Source organism: Vibrio sp. R12-SG2-ISO1, from assembly GCF_059834045.1.
This window is the reverse complement of the sequence record NZ_JCBDGO010000008.1, coordinates 435,026-452,636: the sequence shown is the minus strand read 5'-3', so window position 1 is coordinate 452,636 and position 17,611 is coordinate 435,026. Positions and strand designations below refer to the sequence as shown.

Sequence of the window (17,611 nt, the reverse complement as noted above, 5' to 3'; positions counted from 1 at the left end):
ATTTTGCTCATCGAGAGCAAAGGGCATAACGCTCGGTTTGTGCCGAGCGCTGTATTGGGGAGGATAAGTAACCGATCAGGCAGTTTGAGGCTCAGCCAATTCGTGGCTCTCTTGTTTGCTCTCTGCGCCGTGCATCCATCGAACCAATGTACCTGAGAACATCAGCAGTAAAATACCGGACAGCGTTGCAGTGACAGCAATCCCGCTAAAGATCGCCATTGGTCCCAGTTCGCCCACATGCGATCCAACAAATCCAGCTACATAGTTGGCAATCGCATTAAAGCCAAACCACGCCCCCATCATCAAGGACGCCAATCGAAGCGGTGCAAGCTTGGTGACTAATGATAGGCCGATAGGGGATAGGCAGAGCTCACCCAAGGTATGGAAAAAGAACGCGCCGACCAACCACAACATGGAGGTTTTCACGCTCGGATCACCGCCTTGTTCCATGACAGCGCCCACCATGCAGACAAAACCCATCGCCAAGAAAAACAGGGCACAAGCGAACTTCACCGGCGAGTTTGGCTCACACTTGCCAAGTTTGACCCAAAACGCCGCCAATACGGGAGCTAGGGTGATGATAAAAAACGGGTTAAGTGATTGGAACCAAGCCGCAGGTACCTCAAAGCTACCGATCATTCGATCGGTGTACTGCTGAGTGTAGATATTCATCAGGCCGCCCGCTTGCTCAAAGCCAGCCCAAAAAACAATCACAAATAGGCCCATGACAAGAATGACCTTTAGACGGTCCACTTCTTGCGTTGTCAGCGGTTGCTTAGTCGCGTTGTTTTTGTTTGCGAGATCGCGCGCTGCGGCGGGTACGGTGCCAATATCACCTAACCATGATTTGGCGAGCGTCATTTGCATGATAAGGCTTATTACCATGCCTAAACCTGCAACAAAAAAGCCCGCTTTCCAACCCAGCTCATTGGTCACTGAGCCAGAGACAACACCGGCAAGCAAGGCTCCGATATTGATGCCCATATAGAAGATGGTGAACGCACCATCGCGGCGATTATCACCCTCTTGATAAAGGTCGCCCACCATGGTTGAAATGTTCGGCTTGAACAGTCCGTTACCCGCAATCAACAGTGCGAGTCCAAGATAAAAGCTAGGGACTTGATCAAGGCCGATGGCCCCAGCAGGCATTGCTAGGGTGAACTGGCCGGCCGCCATTAACGCGCTACCGATCAAAATAGAGCGTCGTTGACCTAAGTAGTTGTCAGCCAAGTATCCGCCGATCAGAGGAGTGATGTACACCAGTCCAGTGTAGATGCCGTATAGGTCGAGTGCTTCTTTGGTTGTCCAACCCATTCCACCATGAATAGTGGCGTCGGTTAAATAGAGGACTAAGATGGCGCGCATGGCGTAGTAGGAAAAACGTTCCCAAAGCTCAGTTCCAAACAGAAGGAATAGGCCACGAGGATGACCAAAATACTGATGATGTTGTTTTGATATAAGTTTTGCTAATTCTATTTATTAAAGAATATTATTTCATTCATTCTATACACCTTGGATTTATTATCTGCAAATGGGGTTTTTATTCATCGTACTTATCTAATGATCTAAATGTATGATCTACAAGGTTTTGTGTGACTATTGTCACTATTTTCATGCAAAGAGAACTTATTTTTCATAATTGAAATAAGCGGCGCTCAATCGCACTTGACTATTAAGCTTATGAATTCCCCCATGGTCACGAGAATGGTAGGATGGCGCAAAACGATAGATTGGCGAACTAAGATGAAGCAGTGGTACTTACTTTATTGCAAACGTGGCGAACAAGAACGCGCTCAACAGCATTTAGAAAATCAGAAGGTTGAGTGTTATTACCCCGTGATCACACGAACTGCGATTCGTCGAGGTAAGCGACAAACCAAGCCTGAGCCCCTTTTTCCGTGTTATGTATTTATCTGCTTTGACCCACAACAGGGACCGGCGTTTACCACCATACGCTCGACGCGCGGTGTGGTGGATTTTGTCCGCAGGGGGGCAATGCCTCAAGTGGTTTCACCAGATTTGATTGAAGGGTTAAAGTCGATGGAATCGATGCAGCTACAAGACAACCAAGGGATCCCTAAAGCTGGGCAGCCTGTGTCGGTGTTAACGGGCCCGTTTGCTGGGGTTGAGGCCATCTTTAAAGAATCAGATGGGGAGCTACGATCGATTATATTGGTCAAGCTTCTCAATCAAACCGTCGAAGTGAGTGTGGGCAACCAAGATTTCGATGTTTAGTCAGCAAGATGTCCAGTTTAGTGAGTTCGATTGGTAAAAAAGGCTCCCCAGTTTCACTGGGGAGCCTTTTTGTCACTAGGATGTCATTAGCGCTCTAGCGTGATTTAGTAAGCTTCGTTGTGCACACTTTTCACTGCGCGACCTGATGGGTCTGCGAAGTTTTTGAACGACTCATCCCATTCAATCGCTTTTGCCGATGAACACGCCACCGATGGACCACCAGGTACACACTCGGCTGCTGAAGGAAGTGGGAACAACTCTTCAAAGATTTCGCGATAGACGTAGCCTTCTTTGGTGGTTGGCGTGTTGTACGGGAAACGGAACGCAGCGGTTTCCATCTGCTGATCTGTGACTTTCTCTTCCGCTACCGCTTTTAGCGTATCGATCCAGCTGTAACCCACGCCATCCGAGAACTGCTCTTTCTGACGCCATGCAATTGATTCTGGCAAGTAGTGTTCGAAGCACTCACGCAAGATGTGTTTTTCCATCTTACCGTTACCACACATTTTATCTTTCGGGTTGAGACGCATCGCGACATCGATAAACTCTTTGTCCAAGAATGGCACGCGACCTTCCACCCCCCAAGCCGCAAGGGACTTGTTTGCGCGAGCACAATCAAACATGTTGAGTGCCAGCAACTTACGCACAGTCTCCTCATGGAACTCTTTCGCGTTCGGTGCTTTATGGAAGTAGAGGTATCCGCCGAAAATCTCATCGGCACCTTCGCCCGAGAGCACCATTTTAATTCCCATGGCTTTGATCTTACGTCCCATTAAGAACATCGGGGTTGACGCACGTATAGTCGTCACATCGTAGGTCTCAATGTGGTAAATCACATCACGAATCGCATCAAGCCCTTCTTGGATGGTGTAGGTCATCTCATGGTGAACGGTCCCAATTTGCTCTGCCACTTCACGAGCTGCCTTGAGGTCAGGCGCACCTTCTAATCCGACCGCAAACGAGTGCAGTTGCGGCCACCAAGCTTCAGACTGCTCATCATCTTCAATACGCATCGCGGCAAAACGTTTCGCCACGGCGGAAGTGATGGACGAATCTAGCCCTCCGGACAAAAGTACGCCATAAGGCACGTCGGTCATGAGCTGACGTTTAACCGCGGCTTCTAGCGCTTCTGTGAGCTCTTCTTTGCTGGTGGTGTTGTTTTCAACGGCAGCAAATTCATTCCAATCACGGATGTAGTAGCGTTGAGGCTCTGCATCGCTGCTGCCGTAGTAACTGCCCGGTGGGAATTCACTCACGGTGCGACAAACAGGCACCAAGGCTTTCATTTCCGATGCAACGTAATAGTTGCCGTGCTCATCGTAGCCTTGGTAAAGCGGGATAATACCGATGTGATCTCGGCCAACTAAGTATTGATCTTTCTCTTCATCATAAAGAACGAAAGCAAAAATACCGTTTAGCTCTTCCAGTAGGTCCGCTCCCATGTCTTGGTAAAGAGCGAGGATAACTTCACAGTCAGAGTCGGTTTGAAAATCGTATTTACCTTCGTAACGAGCACGAATTTCTTTGTGGTTGTAGATTTCACCATTGACGGCAAGGATGTGTTTTTTATCTGGGCTGTAGAGCGGTTGTGCCCCACTGTTCAGACCGACAATTGCCAAGCGCTCATGCGCAAGGATCGCGTTATCTGATGAGTAGATACCGGACCAGTCTGGACCACGGTGACGCAGCTTTTTAGACATTTCCAACGCCACAGGGCGCAAAGCGGACGCATCACTTTTTATATCTAAAATACCAAAAATCGAACACATACTACTTCCCTTTGAATTTCGTTTAATCTGTTAACTTCAATTTGCCATTCTGATTAAAAAATGCAACCAAGATTGATAAAAAAAATATTAAAGAGGCTTTGCTGATAAAAAATATCTAATTAAATGGTGATTATTGTAAATGAAATCTAGGTTTTGCCTGTTTTTTGTTCAAAATAAAAAAAGGCTACCTCGAGAGGTAGCCTGTCACCTTGACGAGCAAGCGTGCTAGCGGATAGAGCTAAATTGCGGTTTTAGCTGCTCACACACATGGCGCGCAAAACCGCTACCTGCTTCATTGTATATGTTAAAGGCTGCATCGACGCCTTGCTCAACGAGAGTATCCAATTGATCTGAATACTCGGCAATTGCCGCGATCTGCCCTTTAAAGTGGCGTTGTTGCAACTGTTGCAGCGCGATCTGATTTCCTTGGTGATGCGGCATTGCCAGCAGCACGAGTTTGACGTTGGCAGTGTCTAAAATACGCTCCCAAAAATCAGGGTCGGTTGCATCTCCGGCGATCACGTTACGCCCTTGCGCTTTGTGCTGGCGAGCGGCATCTTCACGCACCTCGATACCCAGACTGATCTTGCCGTAACGAGCTCGAATCTCATCATAGGCACCGGTACCAATTCGACCCATGCCTAAAATCAGCACTTGAGCATGGCCCGGGTTAATACGCTGGTCTCGACTATGCAGCGATTCTGCGGCGTGCTCCTTGAGCCAGCGGCTTGAACGTTGATAGAGGGCATGGCCGTAGCGGTTGATAGGTGCCGCAATCACAAAAGAGATGGAGACCGCAAGCGCAAGCGCCACCAGGATATCGCCGCTCATCCAACCCATTTTAAATGCAAGGCCGCCGACGATAAGGCCGAACTCACTGAAGTTAAACAAACAGAGCGAAGCGAGTAGAGAAGTGCGGACGCGGAATTTAAAGGCGTTGATGATAATGAAATAGAGCGCGCCTTTTAACGGCAGCAACAGCAAGAAGAGGATAGCTAGAGCAAACCCGGCTAGTGTTGGCTGCTCAGACAGACCAATGTTGAGGAAAAAGCAGACCAAAAATAGCTCTTTGAGGTTAAATAGGGACTTTGCTAACTCAGACGCTTTGGCATGACCTGCCAGTAGCATCCCCAAGATCAACGCCCCTAAATCAGGCTTCATGCCCACCAGTTCGAACAGCCCCGCGCCCACCACTAGCGCAAAGAAGATGCCGAACAGAACCAGCATTTCGCCGTGGCCAACCCAGTCTAGAACCTTATAGAACAGTGGGCGAAGCAGCGGTAAGGCAAACAGTGCTACGGCATACCATTCAGGCAGCTTGCCGGTTGACGCGGTGAGAAACACCACGGCAAAGATATCTTGCATGATCAAAATACCGATGGCCAAGGTGCCATAGGTCGCGTTCATTTCCCCTTTCTCTTGTAATGATTTCACTGCAAATACGGTACTTGAGAAGGAGAGTGCAAAGCTCAGCAGAACAATTTGCTCCACTTCCATGCTCGCCAGTGAACTGATCCCAAGAAACTTAAAGCAAAAAAGCGCAACAGAAAAAATCGCGGTAGACAAAAGGTTGTGCAGTGTCGCGCCGGCCCAAATTTCTTTGGAGAGTAAGGTTTTGATGTCGAGCTTAAGTCCGATGGTAAACAGCAGCAGCGTGACACCCAGGTCGGCCAGCAGCACCAAGGTGTCATTCGATTCAAACCCCAAGGCGTGCAGGCCAAAACCAGCCAGCAGAAAGCCTACCAAGGGAGGCAGGTTACACTTGAGCGCGAGAAAGCCGGCGAGAAACGCGGCGGAGATCAGTACGAGTTCCATAGCGGTGTAAATAATCCTATAAAAACGGGCTACGTCTAGTAGCCCGGTATTCTATCTAACTTCAAGTGATAAGACGTTAATCTTCTAACAATTTTTGTAACAAAACACCGTTCAGCATAGCACGCTTGATCATTGAAAAGGCGCCTAATGTCGGTTGCTTATCAATCTGTGACGCCACGATAGGCAAATCTTTATGGAAGGTCGTGAGGGATTGATTTTCAACATTGCGGCGAATGGCTGGGAAGAGGATCTCTTCACACTGGGTGATTTGACCGGCAATCACGATTTTTTGCGGGTTAAACAAGTTAATCGTAATGGCGATCGCTTTACCTAACTGGTTGCCGACTCGAACCAAGCTCTGTTTTGCCAGCTCGTCGCCTAAGTTGGCGTGTTCACAGACATCCGCAATAGTGATGCTGTCGAGTGTGGTTAAGGTAGACTCATACCCTTGTTTGATGAGTTTGTTGACGCGCTCGACAATGGCAGGGTTTGCCGCCACCGTTTCGAGGCAGCCAAAGTTCCCGCATTGGCACTGCTCCCCGAGAGGATCGATTTGAATGTGGCCTATTTCGCCAACGTTGCGGTTGAAGCCAAGGAACACTTGCCCATTGACGATGATGCCCGCGCCCGTTCCTCTGTGTACGCTGACTAAAATTGAGTCTTGGCAATCTTGGCTGGCGCCAAAGTAGTGCTCCGCCAGCGCCATCCCTCTCACATCGTTACCGACAAAGCATTCGACGTGGAAACGATCGCGAATCATCTCTGCTAGGGTAAAGTTGTTGATCGAAATATTCGGCATGTACTCGACCACACCGGTTTCAGGATTGACGAGACCGGGTAAGGATATACCGATGGCGATCAACTGATTGATGTGGCTTTGCTGACTTTGGATAAAGGCTTTAAGTTGAGACTCCAAACCTTCTGCCAGTTCGTCTTGGGTGGTGTAATAAAACTCTTGATAATCGCTAGCGAGCTCTTTAGCGCCGAGATCATAGAGGCTAAATTGCAAATAGTCTCGGCCGATACGGACGGCCACAGAGTGGAAGGGCTCCACTTCTGTGGTAAGAGAAATCGCACGGCGTCCTCCGGTTGAGGCTTGCTGAGCGACTTCTTTAATCAAACCACGTTCTAAGAGTTGGCGGGTTATTTTGGTAACACTGGCGGGCGCGAGCTGACTGACATCGGCCACCTGGATGCGAGAGATTGGCCCTTGTTGGTCAATCAGCCGATACACTGCTGCGCTGTTGAGCTGCTTTACTAGATCTACGTTACCTATTTGTCCGCCATTCATTCTTAATTCTGCTCGTATTGTCCGTTTACTACCGTCGCCTGGACGTTGAAGTCGCGGTCGAATACGGTGAGGTTTGCCACTAAGCCTTTTTTAATTCGACCCAGTTTATTGTCTACACCGATTGCTTTCGCAGGGTAAAGGGTTGCCATGCGAAGGGCTTCGTCCAGAGCGATACCGACGTGCTCAACCGTGTTTTGAACTGCTTCAATCATGGTTAAGGCTGAACCGCCTAGTGTGCCATGTTCATCGACACACTTGCCATCCCGGTAATATACTTTCTTACCTACAAAAATAAAGTAATCCATGTCAGCGCCTGCAGGAGCTGTGGCATCGGTCACTAATACTAATTTTTCACCCTTAATTTTGTGCGCAATTCGGATGTTGGCGTAATCGACGTGGAAACCGTCTGCAATGATGCCCGCGTAAACTTCTGGCGTGTCATAAATCGCACCAACCACCCCTGGCTCTCGGCCGACCATTGGGGTCATGGCATTAAAGAGGTGAGTGGCAAACGTCACCCCTGAATCGAAGCTTTGACGAGCTTGTGCATAGGTGGCATTGGTGTGACCAATCGAGACCACGATGCCTGCTGCACTTAAGCGTTCAATATGAACGGCGTCATTGTGCTCTGGCGCGAGTGTGACTTTAGCGATGACATCGGCGTTGTCACACATAAAGTCAATCATGCTGTCATCGGAAGGGCGAATATAGTCGACACTATGAATGCCTTTTTTCGCTACGTTGAGATAAGGCCCTTCAAGGTGAAGGCCGAGAGATTGGTTTTGATATTGAGCGTGATACTCGCGAGCCGCCGCGACGGCGGCGCGCATGTCTTCATCGGAAGAGGTAATCAGAGTCGGCAGGTAACTGGTACAGCCCGATTTTAAATTGGCTTGATGCATGATTTGCATAGTCTGAGCTGTGATTTCGTCATTCAGCATTACGCCGCCACACCCGTTCAGTTGCAGATCGATAAAACCTGGACTGACGTTTGCGCCTTTTAGGTCGATGGTTTTGATCGTCTGTGGCAGAGCCTCTTCGGGGCAAACTGCCTCAATGAGCCCTTGGTTCACAATCACAGCGTGGTTCGTTAGAACGTCACTGCCGGTGTAGAGTTTGCAGTTGGTTAGCGCATACATGGTCAGCAAATCCTTATAGGTATAGACCCGTCAACGAGTTAGGGTCACATTTCTCATTCTTTTATAGATCAAACTGAAGAGCAATGAATTGATCCGACAACTTTATTTGAAAACTTCAATTAGATCGCGAAATATCTTTACCAGCCGAAGCGTCATTTTACGCTGACTTGGTTCAGTTTTGAATTCTGTCCTAAGACAGTGTCAGGGCGAGTTTCTGTTTGTCTTTCTCTTTAAATGTCGTAATAACATCATGTTATCCATGAGTTTTTACTATGTTTCCGCATCTGACTTATGCACTGATACTAGCCGATAAATCTCATTTATTCGCATTGTAAAATAAGTTTTATGATCTGGCTAGCAAAAACCTCGAAATACCCCTGTATCTGGTGATTATGATCACAAATGATGAGCTTTTAATTTGCGGAGCAAAATTAATATCATAAACTGACAAGGACTAAATTGAGCAACTAAAAAAAGTTACTCGACCAATTAAAAATCCTATAGGGGGAACTTAAGGTGAATATTCTTGGTTATTTCCAAAAAGTAGGTAAAGCGTTAATGGTGCCTGTCGCCACGCTACCTGCTGCAGCAATACTCATGGGTGTTGGATACTGGATCGATCCAAACGGTTGGGGCGCAAACAGCGCACTTGCTGGTTTCTTGATTCAGGCTGGCGCCGCTATTATCGATAACATGTCATGGCTATTTGCTGTGGGCGTGGCTTACGGTTTATCTAAAGACAAAGATGGTGCGGCTGCTCTGGCTGGCCTCGTCATGATGTACGTAGTGACGAAACTGCTTTCTCCAGGTGCCGTTGCTCAAATCCAAGGTATTGATGCAAGCGAAGTCCCTGCGGCATTCGGTCGTATTCAAAACCAGTTCGTGGGTATCCTAGTGGGTATCATTTCGGCTGAAATCTACAACCGCTTCTCACATGTTGAGCTGCACAAAGCGCTCGCGTTCTTCTCCGGTAAGCGTCTTGTACCTATCATGACATCGTTCGCAGGTATCTTCCTATCGTTCGTATTGATGTACGTATGGCCATCAGTATACGGCGGTCTAGTGAGCTTTGGTGAAGGTATCCAAGGTCTGGGCGAAGTCGGTGCTGGTATCTACGCATTCTTTAACCGTCTACTTATCCCTGTCGGTCTACACCACGCATTGAACTCAGTATTCTGGTTCGACGTGGCGGGCATCAACGATATTCCTAACTTCCTAGGTGGTGCGAAATCCATCGCTGAAGGTACGGCAATCCCAGGTGTAACGGGTATGTACCAAGCGGGCTTCTTCCCAATCATGATGTTTGGTCTACCTGGTGCAGCGCTAGCGATTTACCACACGTCCAAAGCGAAGAACAAAGAAAAAGTCGCGTCTATCATGATCGCAGCAGGCTTTGCTTCTTTCTTCACAGGTGTGACTGAGCCTCTAGAGTTCTCATTCATGTTCCTAGCGCCGCTACTGTACGTATTGCACGCGTTGCTAACCGGTATCTCTGTTTACATCGCTGCATCAATGGAGTGGATTGCAGGCTTCGGCTTCTCGGCTGGTCTAGTGGATATGGTACTATCAACGCGTAACCCACTTGCGGTTAAGTGGTACATGCTGATTGTACAAGGTCTTGTGTTCTTCGGCCTCTACTACGCAGTATTCCGCACCGTTATTCTGAAGTTTGGTCTAAAAACGCCAGGTCGTGAAGACGACGAAGCTACTGAAGTTTCAGGTTCTGAGAACTCATCTGAGTTGGCTAAACAGTACCTAAAAGCGCTAGGTGGCCATGAGAACCTAACTAACATCGACGCTTGTATCACTCGTCTACGTCTGACTATCAAAGATACCAGCATTGTTGATGAGAAAGTGCTGAAGAACCTAGGTGCAATGGGTGTGGTTAAACTTGGCGCGAACAACCTTCAAGTTATCCTTGGCCCACTTGCGGAAATCATTGCCGGCGAAATGAAAAACATTCCAGCCGATGAAGATTTGACGCCAGTACAACTGCCTTCTTAATCGAGTCTAAAGACGATTAAAACGGAGCCTCCCAATTGGGAGGCTCTTTCTTTTACGGCCCAGAATCTCGTTTGGGCTGTGCTATGTTGGTCGAAAACTGCGCGCTTTATCGGGCATCGTTTATCAACACTCATTATTTCTCAAGAAAAGACCTGTTCTTGTTGTGTATCCGCTTAGAATTGTGGATCATTACCCGCTATATGCCCTAAAGGACTTTTCCCTTTAGAGAACTTTTTCTGAACAATACTAAAACAATTGAGGTGCTATAGATGAGTGAAGCTGAAGCTCGTCCATCGAATTTCATTCGCCAAATCATTGATAAAGATTTAGCGGATGGTAAACACACTAGCGTGCATACTCGTTTTCCGCCGGAGCCAAACGGCTATCTTCATATCGGTCACGCTAAGTCAATTTGCTTAAACTTTGGTATTGCTCAAGACTATCAGGGCAAGTGTAATCTGCGTTTTGATGACACGAACCCAGAAAAAGAAGACGTCGAATACGTTGAGTCGATTAAGAATGATGTGAGCTGGTTAGGTTTCGAGTGGGATGGTGAGGTTTGTTACTCATCCAACTACTTTGACAAGCTGTACGAGTACGCGGTTGAATTAATTAACAAAGGCTTAGCGTATGTTGAAGAGCTAAGTCCTGAGCAGATTCGTGAGTACCGTGGTACCTTGACTCAACCGGGCAAACCTAGCCCATATCGTGACCGCAGTGTTGAAGAGAACCTCGCGCTATTCGAAAAAATGCGTGCGGGTGGTTTTGAAGAGGGGACGGCTTGTCTACGCGCCAAAATCGACATGGCCTCGTCGTTTATGGTGATGCGTGATCCTGTGCTTTACCGCGTTCGATTCGCGACTCACCACCAGACCGGTGACAAGTGGTGCATTTACCCAATGTACGACTTCACACACTGTATCTCTGATGCCCTTGAAGGGATCACTCATTCGTTGTGTACGTTGGAGTTCCAAGACAACCGACGTTTGTACGACTGGGTGCTAGAGAACATCACGATTGACTGTCAGCCACACCAGTATGAGTTCAGCCGTCTGAATCTTGAATACACGGTCATGTCTAAGCGTAAGCTAAGTCAACTAGTGACAGAGAAGTTGGTGAGCGGCTGGGATGATCCTCGTATGCCAACCATCTCTGGTTTGCGTCGCCGAGGATTCACGCCGGGCTCCATTCGTGAGTTTTGTAAGCGCATTGGTGTGACCAAACAAGACAACATGATCGAAATGAGCTCGCTTGAGTCTTGTATTCGCGATGACCTGAACGAAAATGCACCTCGTGCGATGGCGGTACTAGACCCTGTTAAAGTGATTATCGAGAACTTTGACGCAGAGCGCGTAGAGACATTAACGGTCGCCAACCACCCTAACAAGCCTGAGATGGGTGAGCGCGAAGTGCCGTTTACTCGTGAGGTTTGGATTGAGCGTGAAGACTTCCGTGAAGAAGCCAACAAAAAGTACAAGCGTTTAGTTCTTGGTAAAGAAGTGCGTCTTCGCGGTGCTTATGTCATTAAGGCTGAGCGTATCGAGAAAGACGAGCAAGGTAATATCACCACCATCTACTGCAGCTATGACGACCAAACACTCGGCAAAAATCCTGAGGATGGCCGTAAAGTGAAAGGTGTGATTCATTGGGTCTCAGCAGATAAAGGCTTACCGGCTGAAATTCGCCTTTACGATCGCTTGTTTACTGTGCCAAATCCAGCTGCAGCGGACAACTTTGCTGAGACGATCAATCCTGATTCACTGATGGTGATGAACGGGTTTGTTGAGCCAAGCCTAGCTAACGCTGAAGTGGAGAAAGGCTACCAGTTTGAGCGTATGGGCTATTTCTGCGCGGACGCGAAAGATTCTAAGCCTGAGGCGTTGGTCTTTAACCGCACCGTTGGCTTGCGTGATACTTGGGCTAAGATTGAAGCTCAGTAAGCGCAACGAATCCTATTAGGGTCGCCAGTGAGCGATAAAAAATGCCAGTCTTGATGACTGGCATTTTTTTAATCAGCAGAAAAGAGACAGTGCCTAATTAGCTTTAGCACTGATCTACTGTTATTTTTTTGGTTTGTGCGCGTCAGGGTTGTCTTTACAACTGCCATCGCCACATTTTCCGTATAGGTACAAGCTGTGGTTGGTCAGCTGGACATTGTACAGAGAGGCGATCTCTCGTTGACGCTCTTCGATGATTTCGTCTGAAAATTCAATCACTTCACCACAGTCTAGACACACTAAGTGGTCGTGATGGTGTTGAGTGCTCAGTTCGAAGACTGATTTTCCACCTTCAAAGTGGTGACGGGTCACAATGCCAGCATCATCAAATTGGTTTAAAACGCGGTAAACAGTAGCCAGACCGATTTCTTCACCCAGATCGATGAGTTTCTTGTACAAATCTTCAGCACTGATGTGCGCGCAGTCTGGTTGCTGTAATACTTCTAAAATTTTGAGTCGCGGAAGAGTGACTTTAAGACCGGCATCCTTCAGCGCTTGGTTGTTATCTGACATATACTTTCCTGTTGATGTTCTGCGGCATTAAACAGAATCCAATATTCCAATCATTATAGGGTACTCGTTAATAACAATAAACCCGAATCTCAAAGGGTTACTCATGTTTTATCATAAACTAGCGAGCGGTCACTTATAGTACTGGTCTAATGAGTTACAATTTGTTAACGTTTTGGCAATGTAATCAGTTTAGGATTTCACGGATGTCTACGCTACTTGAAAAGATCTATAAACCCAGTGTTGTGAAGTTTGCCCTTAATATCTGGCCACCGTTTTGGGGGGCTGGGATTCGTATTGTGTCGATCAGTGAAGACTTTCGTGAGGTGAAGATGAAGCTCAAGTTACGCTGGTGGAACAAGAACGCCAATCGTACCCAATATGGGGGCAGCATTTTTTCCCTGACCGATCCCGTCTATTCATTAATGCTGATGGGGATTTTGGGCAAGCAATATTACGTGTGGGACAAAGAAGCGAGCATCAACTTCATCAAGCCGGGACAAAGTGATTTACACGCCGATTTCTTAATCTCTCAGCAGATGCTTGATGACATCCTGACTCAAACCGCAGGGGGCGACAAGTGCTTTCCAGAGTTCATTACGCATGTAAAAGACAGCAACGGTATGGTGGTATCGGAAGTACAACGTAAGTTGTATGTACGTAAAAAACCGAAGTTTAGGGATGAGGAACAGGCGCCTCAATCGGCATAACAGACTGGATTAAATACAAAAAAACCTCCAAAGATGGAGGTTTTTTTAAAAGGTCAGCTTAGTCTTCCAACTCAGCTAAGCACATCTCTTCATGGATTTGCTTACACCAGTTGTTAACGCGGTCTTCAGTCAATTCTGGTTGGCGATCTTCGTCGATACACAAACCGACAAATTGGCTATCGTCACCCTCAACTAGGGCTTTTGATGCTTCAAACTCGTAACCATCGGTTGAGGTGTAACCGAGAATCGTACCGCCTTTTGCTTCAACGATATCACGTACTGTGCCCATGGCGTCGCAGAAGTACTCTGCGTAATCTTCTTGATCGCCACAACCAAATAACGCAACTAACTTGGTCGAGAAATCGATTTGCTCTAGCTCTGGGAAAAAGTCATCCCAATCACATTGTGCTTCACCGTAGTACCAAGTAGGAATACCCAAAAGCAGAAGATCGAAGTTATCAATGTCTTCTTTACTGCTTTTGGCAATATCTTGAACGTGAACCAGTTGTTTACCCAGTTGCTTTTGAATCATCTTCGCAACAGCTTCAGTGTTACCTGTGTCGCTACCAAAGAAGATACCTACACTTGCCATAGATTCGTTACCTTTACTTTTACGTGTTGTGGCGGGCCAAATGGCGAACCGCGTTTGGCCTGTTACCCCAGACCACCACCTTCCCAGCTAAGCTGAATGATGCCTTTGGCAATAAAGCCAGCGCAGCCCAGGAATAGGACTAACCATACAATTCGACGACCAAATGGTGGGACATTTCCCGCTTTGAGTACATCTTTTATCGCCATACCGATGAGAAAAAAGATAGACGCAAAAAGCAAGTCGAGACCTATCGACTCAAGCATGTTCATATAGTCGTAAAGCATGGAATCCCTTATGCCAAATTACTTGCGCTGCACTATACCATTGTTAACTCGTAAAGTTAACGGTCAGGAGAGATTGAACGCGTATTCGATGGCTAGCCAATAAACTTGCGAATAGCGCGTAATACTTCCGCGGGCTTTTCTGCGTGCAACCAATGGCCTGTATTGGCAATGACGTGTGCTTTAGCGTGGCGAAATTGCGCCTGAACCGCTGGTTGATGCTCGGCGGTAAGGTAATCCGAATCGCCTCCTTTGAGAAAGAGGGTCGGCACATCTACAGGGGATAAGGATTGCCAGCCTAAAATATCCCAGTAATTGTTTTTAAGGCTCGTTACGTTGAAGCGCCACGCGAGATGATCGCCTTCTTTATACAGCGACTTGCTCAGAAACTGCCTGACGCCATCGATGTCAATGTGCTGTGCGAGAAGGGATAGGGCTTGCTGACGAGATTGTGGCCGAGCTGTGAGTACGGCTTCTAATCCTTTAAAGACATTATCATGTCTTGCTTGGGTATATTGCACAGGCGCCATGTCGAGCACGATCAGCTTGTGTACTCGAGTTGGGGCCAATCCGGCCAGCGCCATGGCGACTTTACCGCCCATCGAGTGCCCCACCACGACTGCAGTTTCAATGCTCAAATGATCGAGCAAACGCAGGACATCACTGGCCAACACATCGTAATTGTGTTCGTCGCTGTGAAAAGATTGGCCATGATTTCTAAGATCAACACTTAGCACTTGGTGGTCTTCACGCAGATCGCGCGCCAGTAAACCGAGATTGTCCAAGTTACCAAATAAGCCATGAAGCAGAACAACGGTGGGTCCTTGTCCTTCAAGTTTGTAGTTGAGCAATGGTGACATTTTAAAACTTCGTTTTTTGTTTATTCGTGTGGGTTTAACGTAGAGTCTGCGCGAAGATCTCGCTATAATCCCCCAGAGTTTAAACATAGAGATTGTGAAAAGCGAATGAAAACAATTGAGGTTGATGAGGATCTATACCGTTACATCGCAAGTCAGACCCAGCATATTGGGGAGAGTGCTTCTGATATTCTCCGTCGTTTACTAAACGCTGACCGCCAGCAAACGGAGTCGCTCGCAACAACGCCCACAGCAAAGAAAGGCGTCGTTGTCAGTAAAGACGCTGTGTTTGAAGAGCGCGTGGATAGCGTCAAAGCGATGCGCTCACTGCTGATTTCCGATGAGTTTGCAGGGCTGAAGAAAGCGATTGACCGCTTTATGCTAGTACTCTCTACTCTTCATCGAATCGACCCCACTGGTTTTTCAGAAGCAACACAAGTGAAAGGTCGTAAACGTGTCTATTTTGCTGACAACGAAGCGACCTTGTTAGAAAGTGGCAATACGACCAAGCCTAAGGCGATTCCTGGCACGCCATTTTGGGTGATAACCAACAACAACACGAGCCGCAAACGCCAAATGATTGAGCAATTGATGGCTCGCATGAATTTCCCCGCCGATCTGATTGAGAAAGTGATTAACTCGATTTAGAAACTTGTAATCACCGTCAAAGAAATCGGATTTAAACCTCATAATGCACGAATAACTTCAAGTATTATGAGGTTTTTTGTTTTCTTCCCAATTTAAGAAAGGATGTCGACATGGCTATGCACCCGAGAGCGGGACAAAAGGCTCAGCAGCAAGATCTGCATAATATCCCTGCCTTAGTGGCAAACTACTTTTTACTTCAACCTGAAGCGAGCAACCCAGACCATAAAGTGGAGTTCGGTACGTCAGGCCATCGTGGTAGTGCGGACAAATCTACGTTTAACGAGCATCATATTTTGGCGATTGCCCAAGCCATCGCAGAAGTGCGTGCCGAGAAAGGCACCACAGGGCCATTGTTTGTCGGTAAGGACACACACGCGTTGTCAGAGCCAGCGTTCTCAACGGTGGTTGAAGTGCTTGTTGCCAATGGCATCAAGGTGATTGCGCAGCAAGACAACGGCTACACGCCGACGCCTGGCGTCTCTCATGCGATATTGAGTTACAACCTAAAGCATGAGCAAAAGGCGGACGGTATTGTGATCACGCCTTCTCACAACCCACCACAAGATGGCGGAATTAAGTACAACCCGACGCATGGCGGCCCTGCGGAAGATGCCCTAACCAAAGCCATTCAGGATCGCGCGAACGTGCTGATCGCAGAGGGTTTACAAGGCGTGAAGCGCATGCCGTTGGCAGAAGCGAAAACCTCTGAATTGTTTTCTGAAGTCGACTTGGTGAAACCGTATGTTGACGACCTAGTCAATGTGATTGACATGGAAGCGATTCAAAAAGCGAATTTGACCCTCGGCGTTGATCCACTCGGTGGCAGTGGTATTGATTACTGGCGTCAAATCGCATCCACTTACAACCTTAACCTCACTTTAGTTAGCGAAGCGATTGATCCCTCGTTCCAGTTTATGTCGTTAGACAAAGACGGTGTGGTTCGTATGGACTGCTCATCACCGTACGCTATGGCGGGGCTGCTCGCGCTGAAAGATCAATATGATCTCGCGTTTGGCAACGACCCTGACTACGATCGCCACGGCATCGTGACGCCAAAAGGGCTTATGAACCCTAACCACTTCCTAGCTGTCTGCATTGATTACCTCTACCGCCATCGTGAAGGATGGGAACAAGATGTCGCCGTGGGCAAGACCTTGGTCTCAAGCGCCTTGATTGACCGTGTTGTGGCGGATTTAGGACGTGAGCTGTGCGAAGTGCCTGTCGGTTTCAAATGGTTTGTGGATGGCCTGTATGAAGGTAAGTTTGGTTTTGGTGGTGAAGAGAGTGCTGGCGCGTCATTCTTACGTAAAGATGGGACACCTTGGTCAACAGATAAAGATGGCATCATCTTGTGTTTGCTTGCCGCTGAGATCACTGCCGTCACCGGCAAGAATCCACAGCAGTACTATGAAGAGTTGGCGGCAAAGCATGGGGAGTCTCAATACAACCGAATTCAAGCGGTCGCAAATGGGCCACAGAAAGACGTGTTGAAAAAGCTATCTGCAGAAATGGTCAGTGCGCAAACCTTGGCGGGCGATCCTATCACTGCTCGCTTGACACATGCGCCAGGTAATGGTGCGGCCATTGGCGGTCTAAAAGTCACGACCGATAACGGTTGGTTCGCGGCTCGTCCATCCGGTACGGAAGACATCTACAAGATTTACTGTGAGAGTTTCAAAGGGGCTGAGCATCTTAAGCAGATTGAAGCGGAAGCGCAGCAAATCGTGAATCAAGTGTTTGCTGACGCAGGGCTATAATAGAGA

15 protein-coding genes are annotated in these 17,611 nt (G+C 47.8%); 6 read left to right on the top strand and 9 right to left on the bottom strand.

The features are described 5' to 3' along the window. Nucleotides 1-75: 75 nt before the first annotated feature. The gene (locus AC6R10_RS07455; protein WP_500672022.1) at nucleotides 76-1,458 is read right to left on the bottom strand and encodes a peptide MFS transporter; all 1,383 of its coding nucleotides are present in this window, start codon (nucleotides 1,456-1,458) and stop codon (nucleotides 76-78) included. A gap of 285 nt (nucleotides 1,459-1,743) precedes the next feature. Between AC6R10_RS07455 and rfaH the strand changes: the two genes are divergently transcribed. Next, nucleotides 1,744-2,235, top strand: a complete 492-nt coding sequence (gene rfaH / locus AC6R10_RS07450; protein WP_500672021.1) for a transcription/translation regulatory transformer protein RfaH — start codon at nucleotides 1,744-1,746, stop codon at nucleotides 2,233-2,235. A gap of 104 nt (nucleotides 2,236-2,339) precedes the next feature. Here rfaH and asnB read toward each other — a convergent pair whose 3' ends face one another. The 4 genes from asnB to nagA all read right to left on the bottom strand — a co-directional run bounded on the left by asnB (nucleotide 2,340) and on the right by nagA (nucleotide 8,249). Further along, a complete protein-coding gene (gene asnB, locus AC6R10_RS07445) occupies nucleotides 2,340-4,004 on the bottom strand; it encodes an asparagine synthase B (RefSeq protein WP_487903170.1) in 1,665 nt (554 codons plus the stop codon). Nucleotides 4,005-4,229: 225 nt separating this feature from the next. Then, nucleotides 4,230-5,819, bottom strand: a complete 1,590-nt coding sequence (locus AC6R10_RS07440; RefSeq protein WP_500671892.1) for a cation:proton antiporter domain-containing protein — start codon at nucleotides 5,817-5,819, stop codon at nucleotides 4,230-4,232. Between the two features lie 76 nt (nucleotides 5,820-5,895). Further along, nucleotides 5,896-7,110: a DNA-binding transcriptional regulator NagC gene (nagC, locus tag AC6R10_RS07435; RefSeq protein WP_334555186.1), complete on the bottom strand. Its 1,215-nt coding sequence runs from the start codon at nucleotides 7,108-7,110 to the stop codon at nucleotides 5,896-5,898. 2 nt (nucleotides 7,111-7,112) lie between these two features. Continuing rightward, entirely contained in the window at nucleotides 7,113-8,249 is a 1,137-nt protein-coding gene (gene nagA / locus AC6R10_RS07430) for an N-acetylglucosamine-6-phosphate deacetylase (protein ID WP_500671891.1), read from the bottom strand. Between the two features lie 516 nt (nucleotides 8,250-8,765). Between nagA and nagE the strand changes: the two genes are divergently transcribed. Next, on the top strand, nucleotides 8,766-10,253 hold the full coding sequence (nagE, locus tag AC6R10_RS07425; RefSeq protein WP_487903173.1) for an N-acetylglucosamine-specific PTS transporter subunit IIBC: 1,488 nt from the start codon (nucleotides 8,766-8,768) through the stop codon (nucleotides 10,251-10,253). 269 nt (nucleotides 10,254-10,522) lie between these two features. Beyond that, nucleotides 10,523-12,193: a glutamine--tRNA ligase gene (gene glnS, locus AC6R10_RS07420; protein WP_500671890.1), complete on the top strand. Its 1,671-nt coding sequence runs from the start codon at nucleotides 10,523-10,525 to the stop codon at nucleotides 12,191-12,193. Between the two features lie 120 nt (nucleotides 12,194-12,313). On the opposite strand, the gene fcrX is transcribed toward glnS, so the two are convergent. Then, complete coding sequence (gene fcrX, locus AC6R10_RS07415) at nucleotides 12,314-12,763, bottom strand: ferric iron uptake transcriptional regulator FcrX (protein WP_334555190.1); 450 nt, start codon at nucleotides 12,761-12,763, stop codon at nucleotides 12,314-12,316. A 203-nt stretch (nucleotides 12,764-12,966) separates the two neighbouring features. Between fcrX and AC6R10_RS07410 the strand changes: the two genes are divergently transcribed. Then, complete coding sequence (locus tag AC6R10_RS07410; protein WP_334555191.1) at nucleotides 12,967-13,470, top strand: DUF4442 domain-containing protein; 504 nt, start codon at nucleotides 12,967-12,969, stop codon at nucleotides 13,468-13,470. 58 nt (nucleotides 13,471-13,528) lie between these two features. Here AC6R10_RS07410 and fldA read toward each other — a convergent pair whose 3' ends face one another. From fldA to AC6R10_RS07395, 3 genes are all read right to left on the bottom strand, one after another. After that, nucleotides 13,529-14,062: a flavodoxin FldA gene (gene fldA, locus AC6R10_RS07405; RefSeq protein ID WP_500671889.1), complete on the bottom strand. Its 534-nt coding sequence runs from the start codon at nucleotides 14,060-14,062 to the stop codon at nucleotides 13,529-13,531. Between the two features lie 62 nt (nucleotides 14,063-14,124). Then, a complete protein-coding gene (locus tag AC6R10_RS07400) occupies nucleotides 14,125-14,346 on the bottom strand; it encodes a DUF2788 domain-containing protein (RefSeq protein ID WP_053440537.1) in 222 nt (73 codons plus the stop codon). Between the two features lie 92 nt (nucleotides 14,347-14,438). Further along, the gene (locus AC6R10_RS07395) at nucleotides 14,439-15,203 is read right to left on the bottom strand and encodes an alpha/beta fold hydrolase (RefSeq protein WP_487903175.1); all 765 of its coding nucleotides are present in this window, start codon (nucleotides 15,201-15,203) and stop codon (nucleotides 14,439-14,441) included. Nucleotides 15,204-15,308: 105 nt separating this feature from the next. On the opposite strand from AC6R10_RS07395, the gene seqA reads away from it, so the two are divergent. After that, nucleotides 15,309-15,848, top strand: a complete 540-nt coding sequence (gene seqA, locus AC6R10_RS07390) for a replication initiation negative regulator SeqA (protein WP_487903176.1) — start codon at nucleotides 15,309-15,311, stop codon at nucleotides 15,846-15,848. A gap of 110 nt (nucleotides 15,849-15,958) precedes the next feature. Continuing rightward, complete coding sequence (gene pgm, locus AC6R10_RS07385; RefSeq protein WP_500671888.1) at nucleotides 15,959-17,605, top strand: phosphoglucomutase (alpha-D-glucose-1,6-bisphosphate-dependent); 1,647 nt, start codon at nucleotides 15,959-15,961, stop codon at nucleotides 17,603-17,605. The last annotated feature ends 6 nt before the right edge of the window (nucleotides 17,606-17,611 follow it).

Coding starts and splice junctions, on each gene's coding strand:
- rfaH (WP_500672021.1), top strand. CDS start 1,744: ATGAAGCAGTGGTACTTACTTTATTGCAAACGTGGCGAACAAGAACGC.
- AC6R10_RS07400 (WP_053440537.1), bottom strand. CDS start 14,346: ATGCTTTACGACTATATGAACATGCTTGAGTCGATAGGTCTCGACTTG.
- fcrX (WP_334555190.1), bottom strand. CDS start 12,763: ATGTCAGATAACAACCAAGCGCTGAAGGATGCCGGTCTTAAAGTCACT.
- AC6R10_RS07440 (WP_500671892.1), bottom strand. CDS start 5,819: ATGGAACTCGTACTGATCTCCGCCGCGTTTCTCGCCGGCTTTCTCGCG.
- seqA (WP_487903176.1), top strand. CDS start 15,309: ATGAAAACAATTGAGGTTGATGAGGATCTATACCGTTACATCGCAAGT.
- AC6R10_RS07410 (WP_334555191.1), top strand. CDS start 12,967: ATGTCTACGCTACTTGAAAAGATCTATAAACCCAGTGTTGTGAAGTTT.
- nagA (WP_500671891.1), bottom strand. CDS start 8,249: ATGTATGCGCTAACCAACTGCAAACTCTACACCGGCAGTGACGTTCTA.
- fldA (WP_500671889.1), bottom strand. CDS start 14,062: ATGGCAAGTGTAGGTATCTTCTTTGGTAGCGACACAGGTAACACTGAA.
- AC6R10_RS07395 (WP_487903175.1), bottom strand. CDS start 15,203: ATGTCACCATTGCTCAACTACAAACTTGAAGGACAAGGACCCACCGTT.
- nagC (WP_334555186.1), bottom strand. CDS start 7,110: ATGAATGGCGGACAAATAGGTAACGTAGATCTAGTAAAGCAGCTCAAC.
- glnS (WP_500671890.1), top strand. CDS start 10,523: ATGAGTGAAGCTGAAGCTCGTCCATCGAATTTCATTCGCCAAATCATT.
- pgm (WP_500671888.1), top strand. CDS start 15,959: ATGGCTATGCACCCGAGAGCGGGACAAAAGGCTCAGCAGCAAGATCTG.
- asnB (WP_487903170.1), bottom strand. CDS start 4,004: ATGTGTTCGATTTTTGGTATTTTAGATATAAAAAGTGATGCGTCCGCT.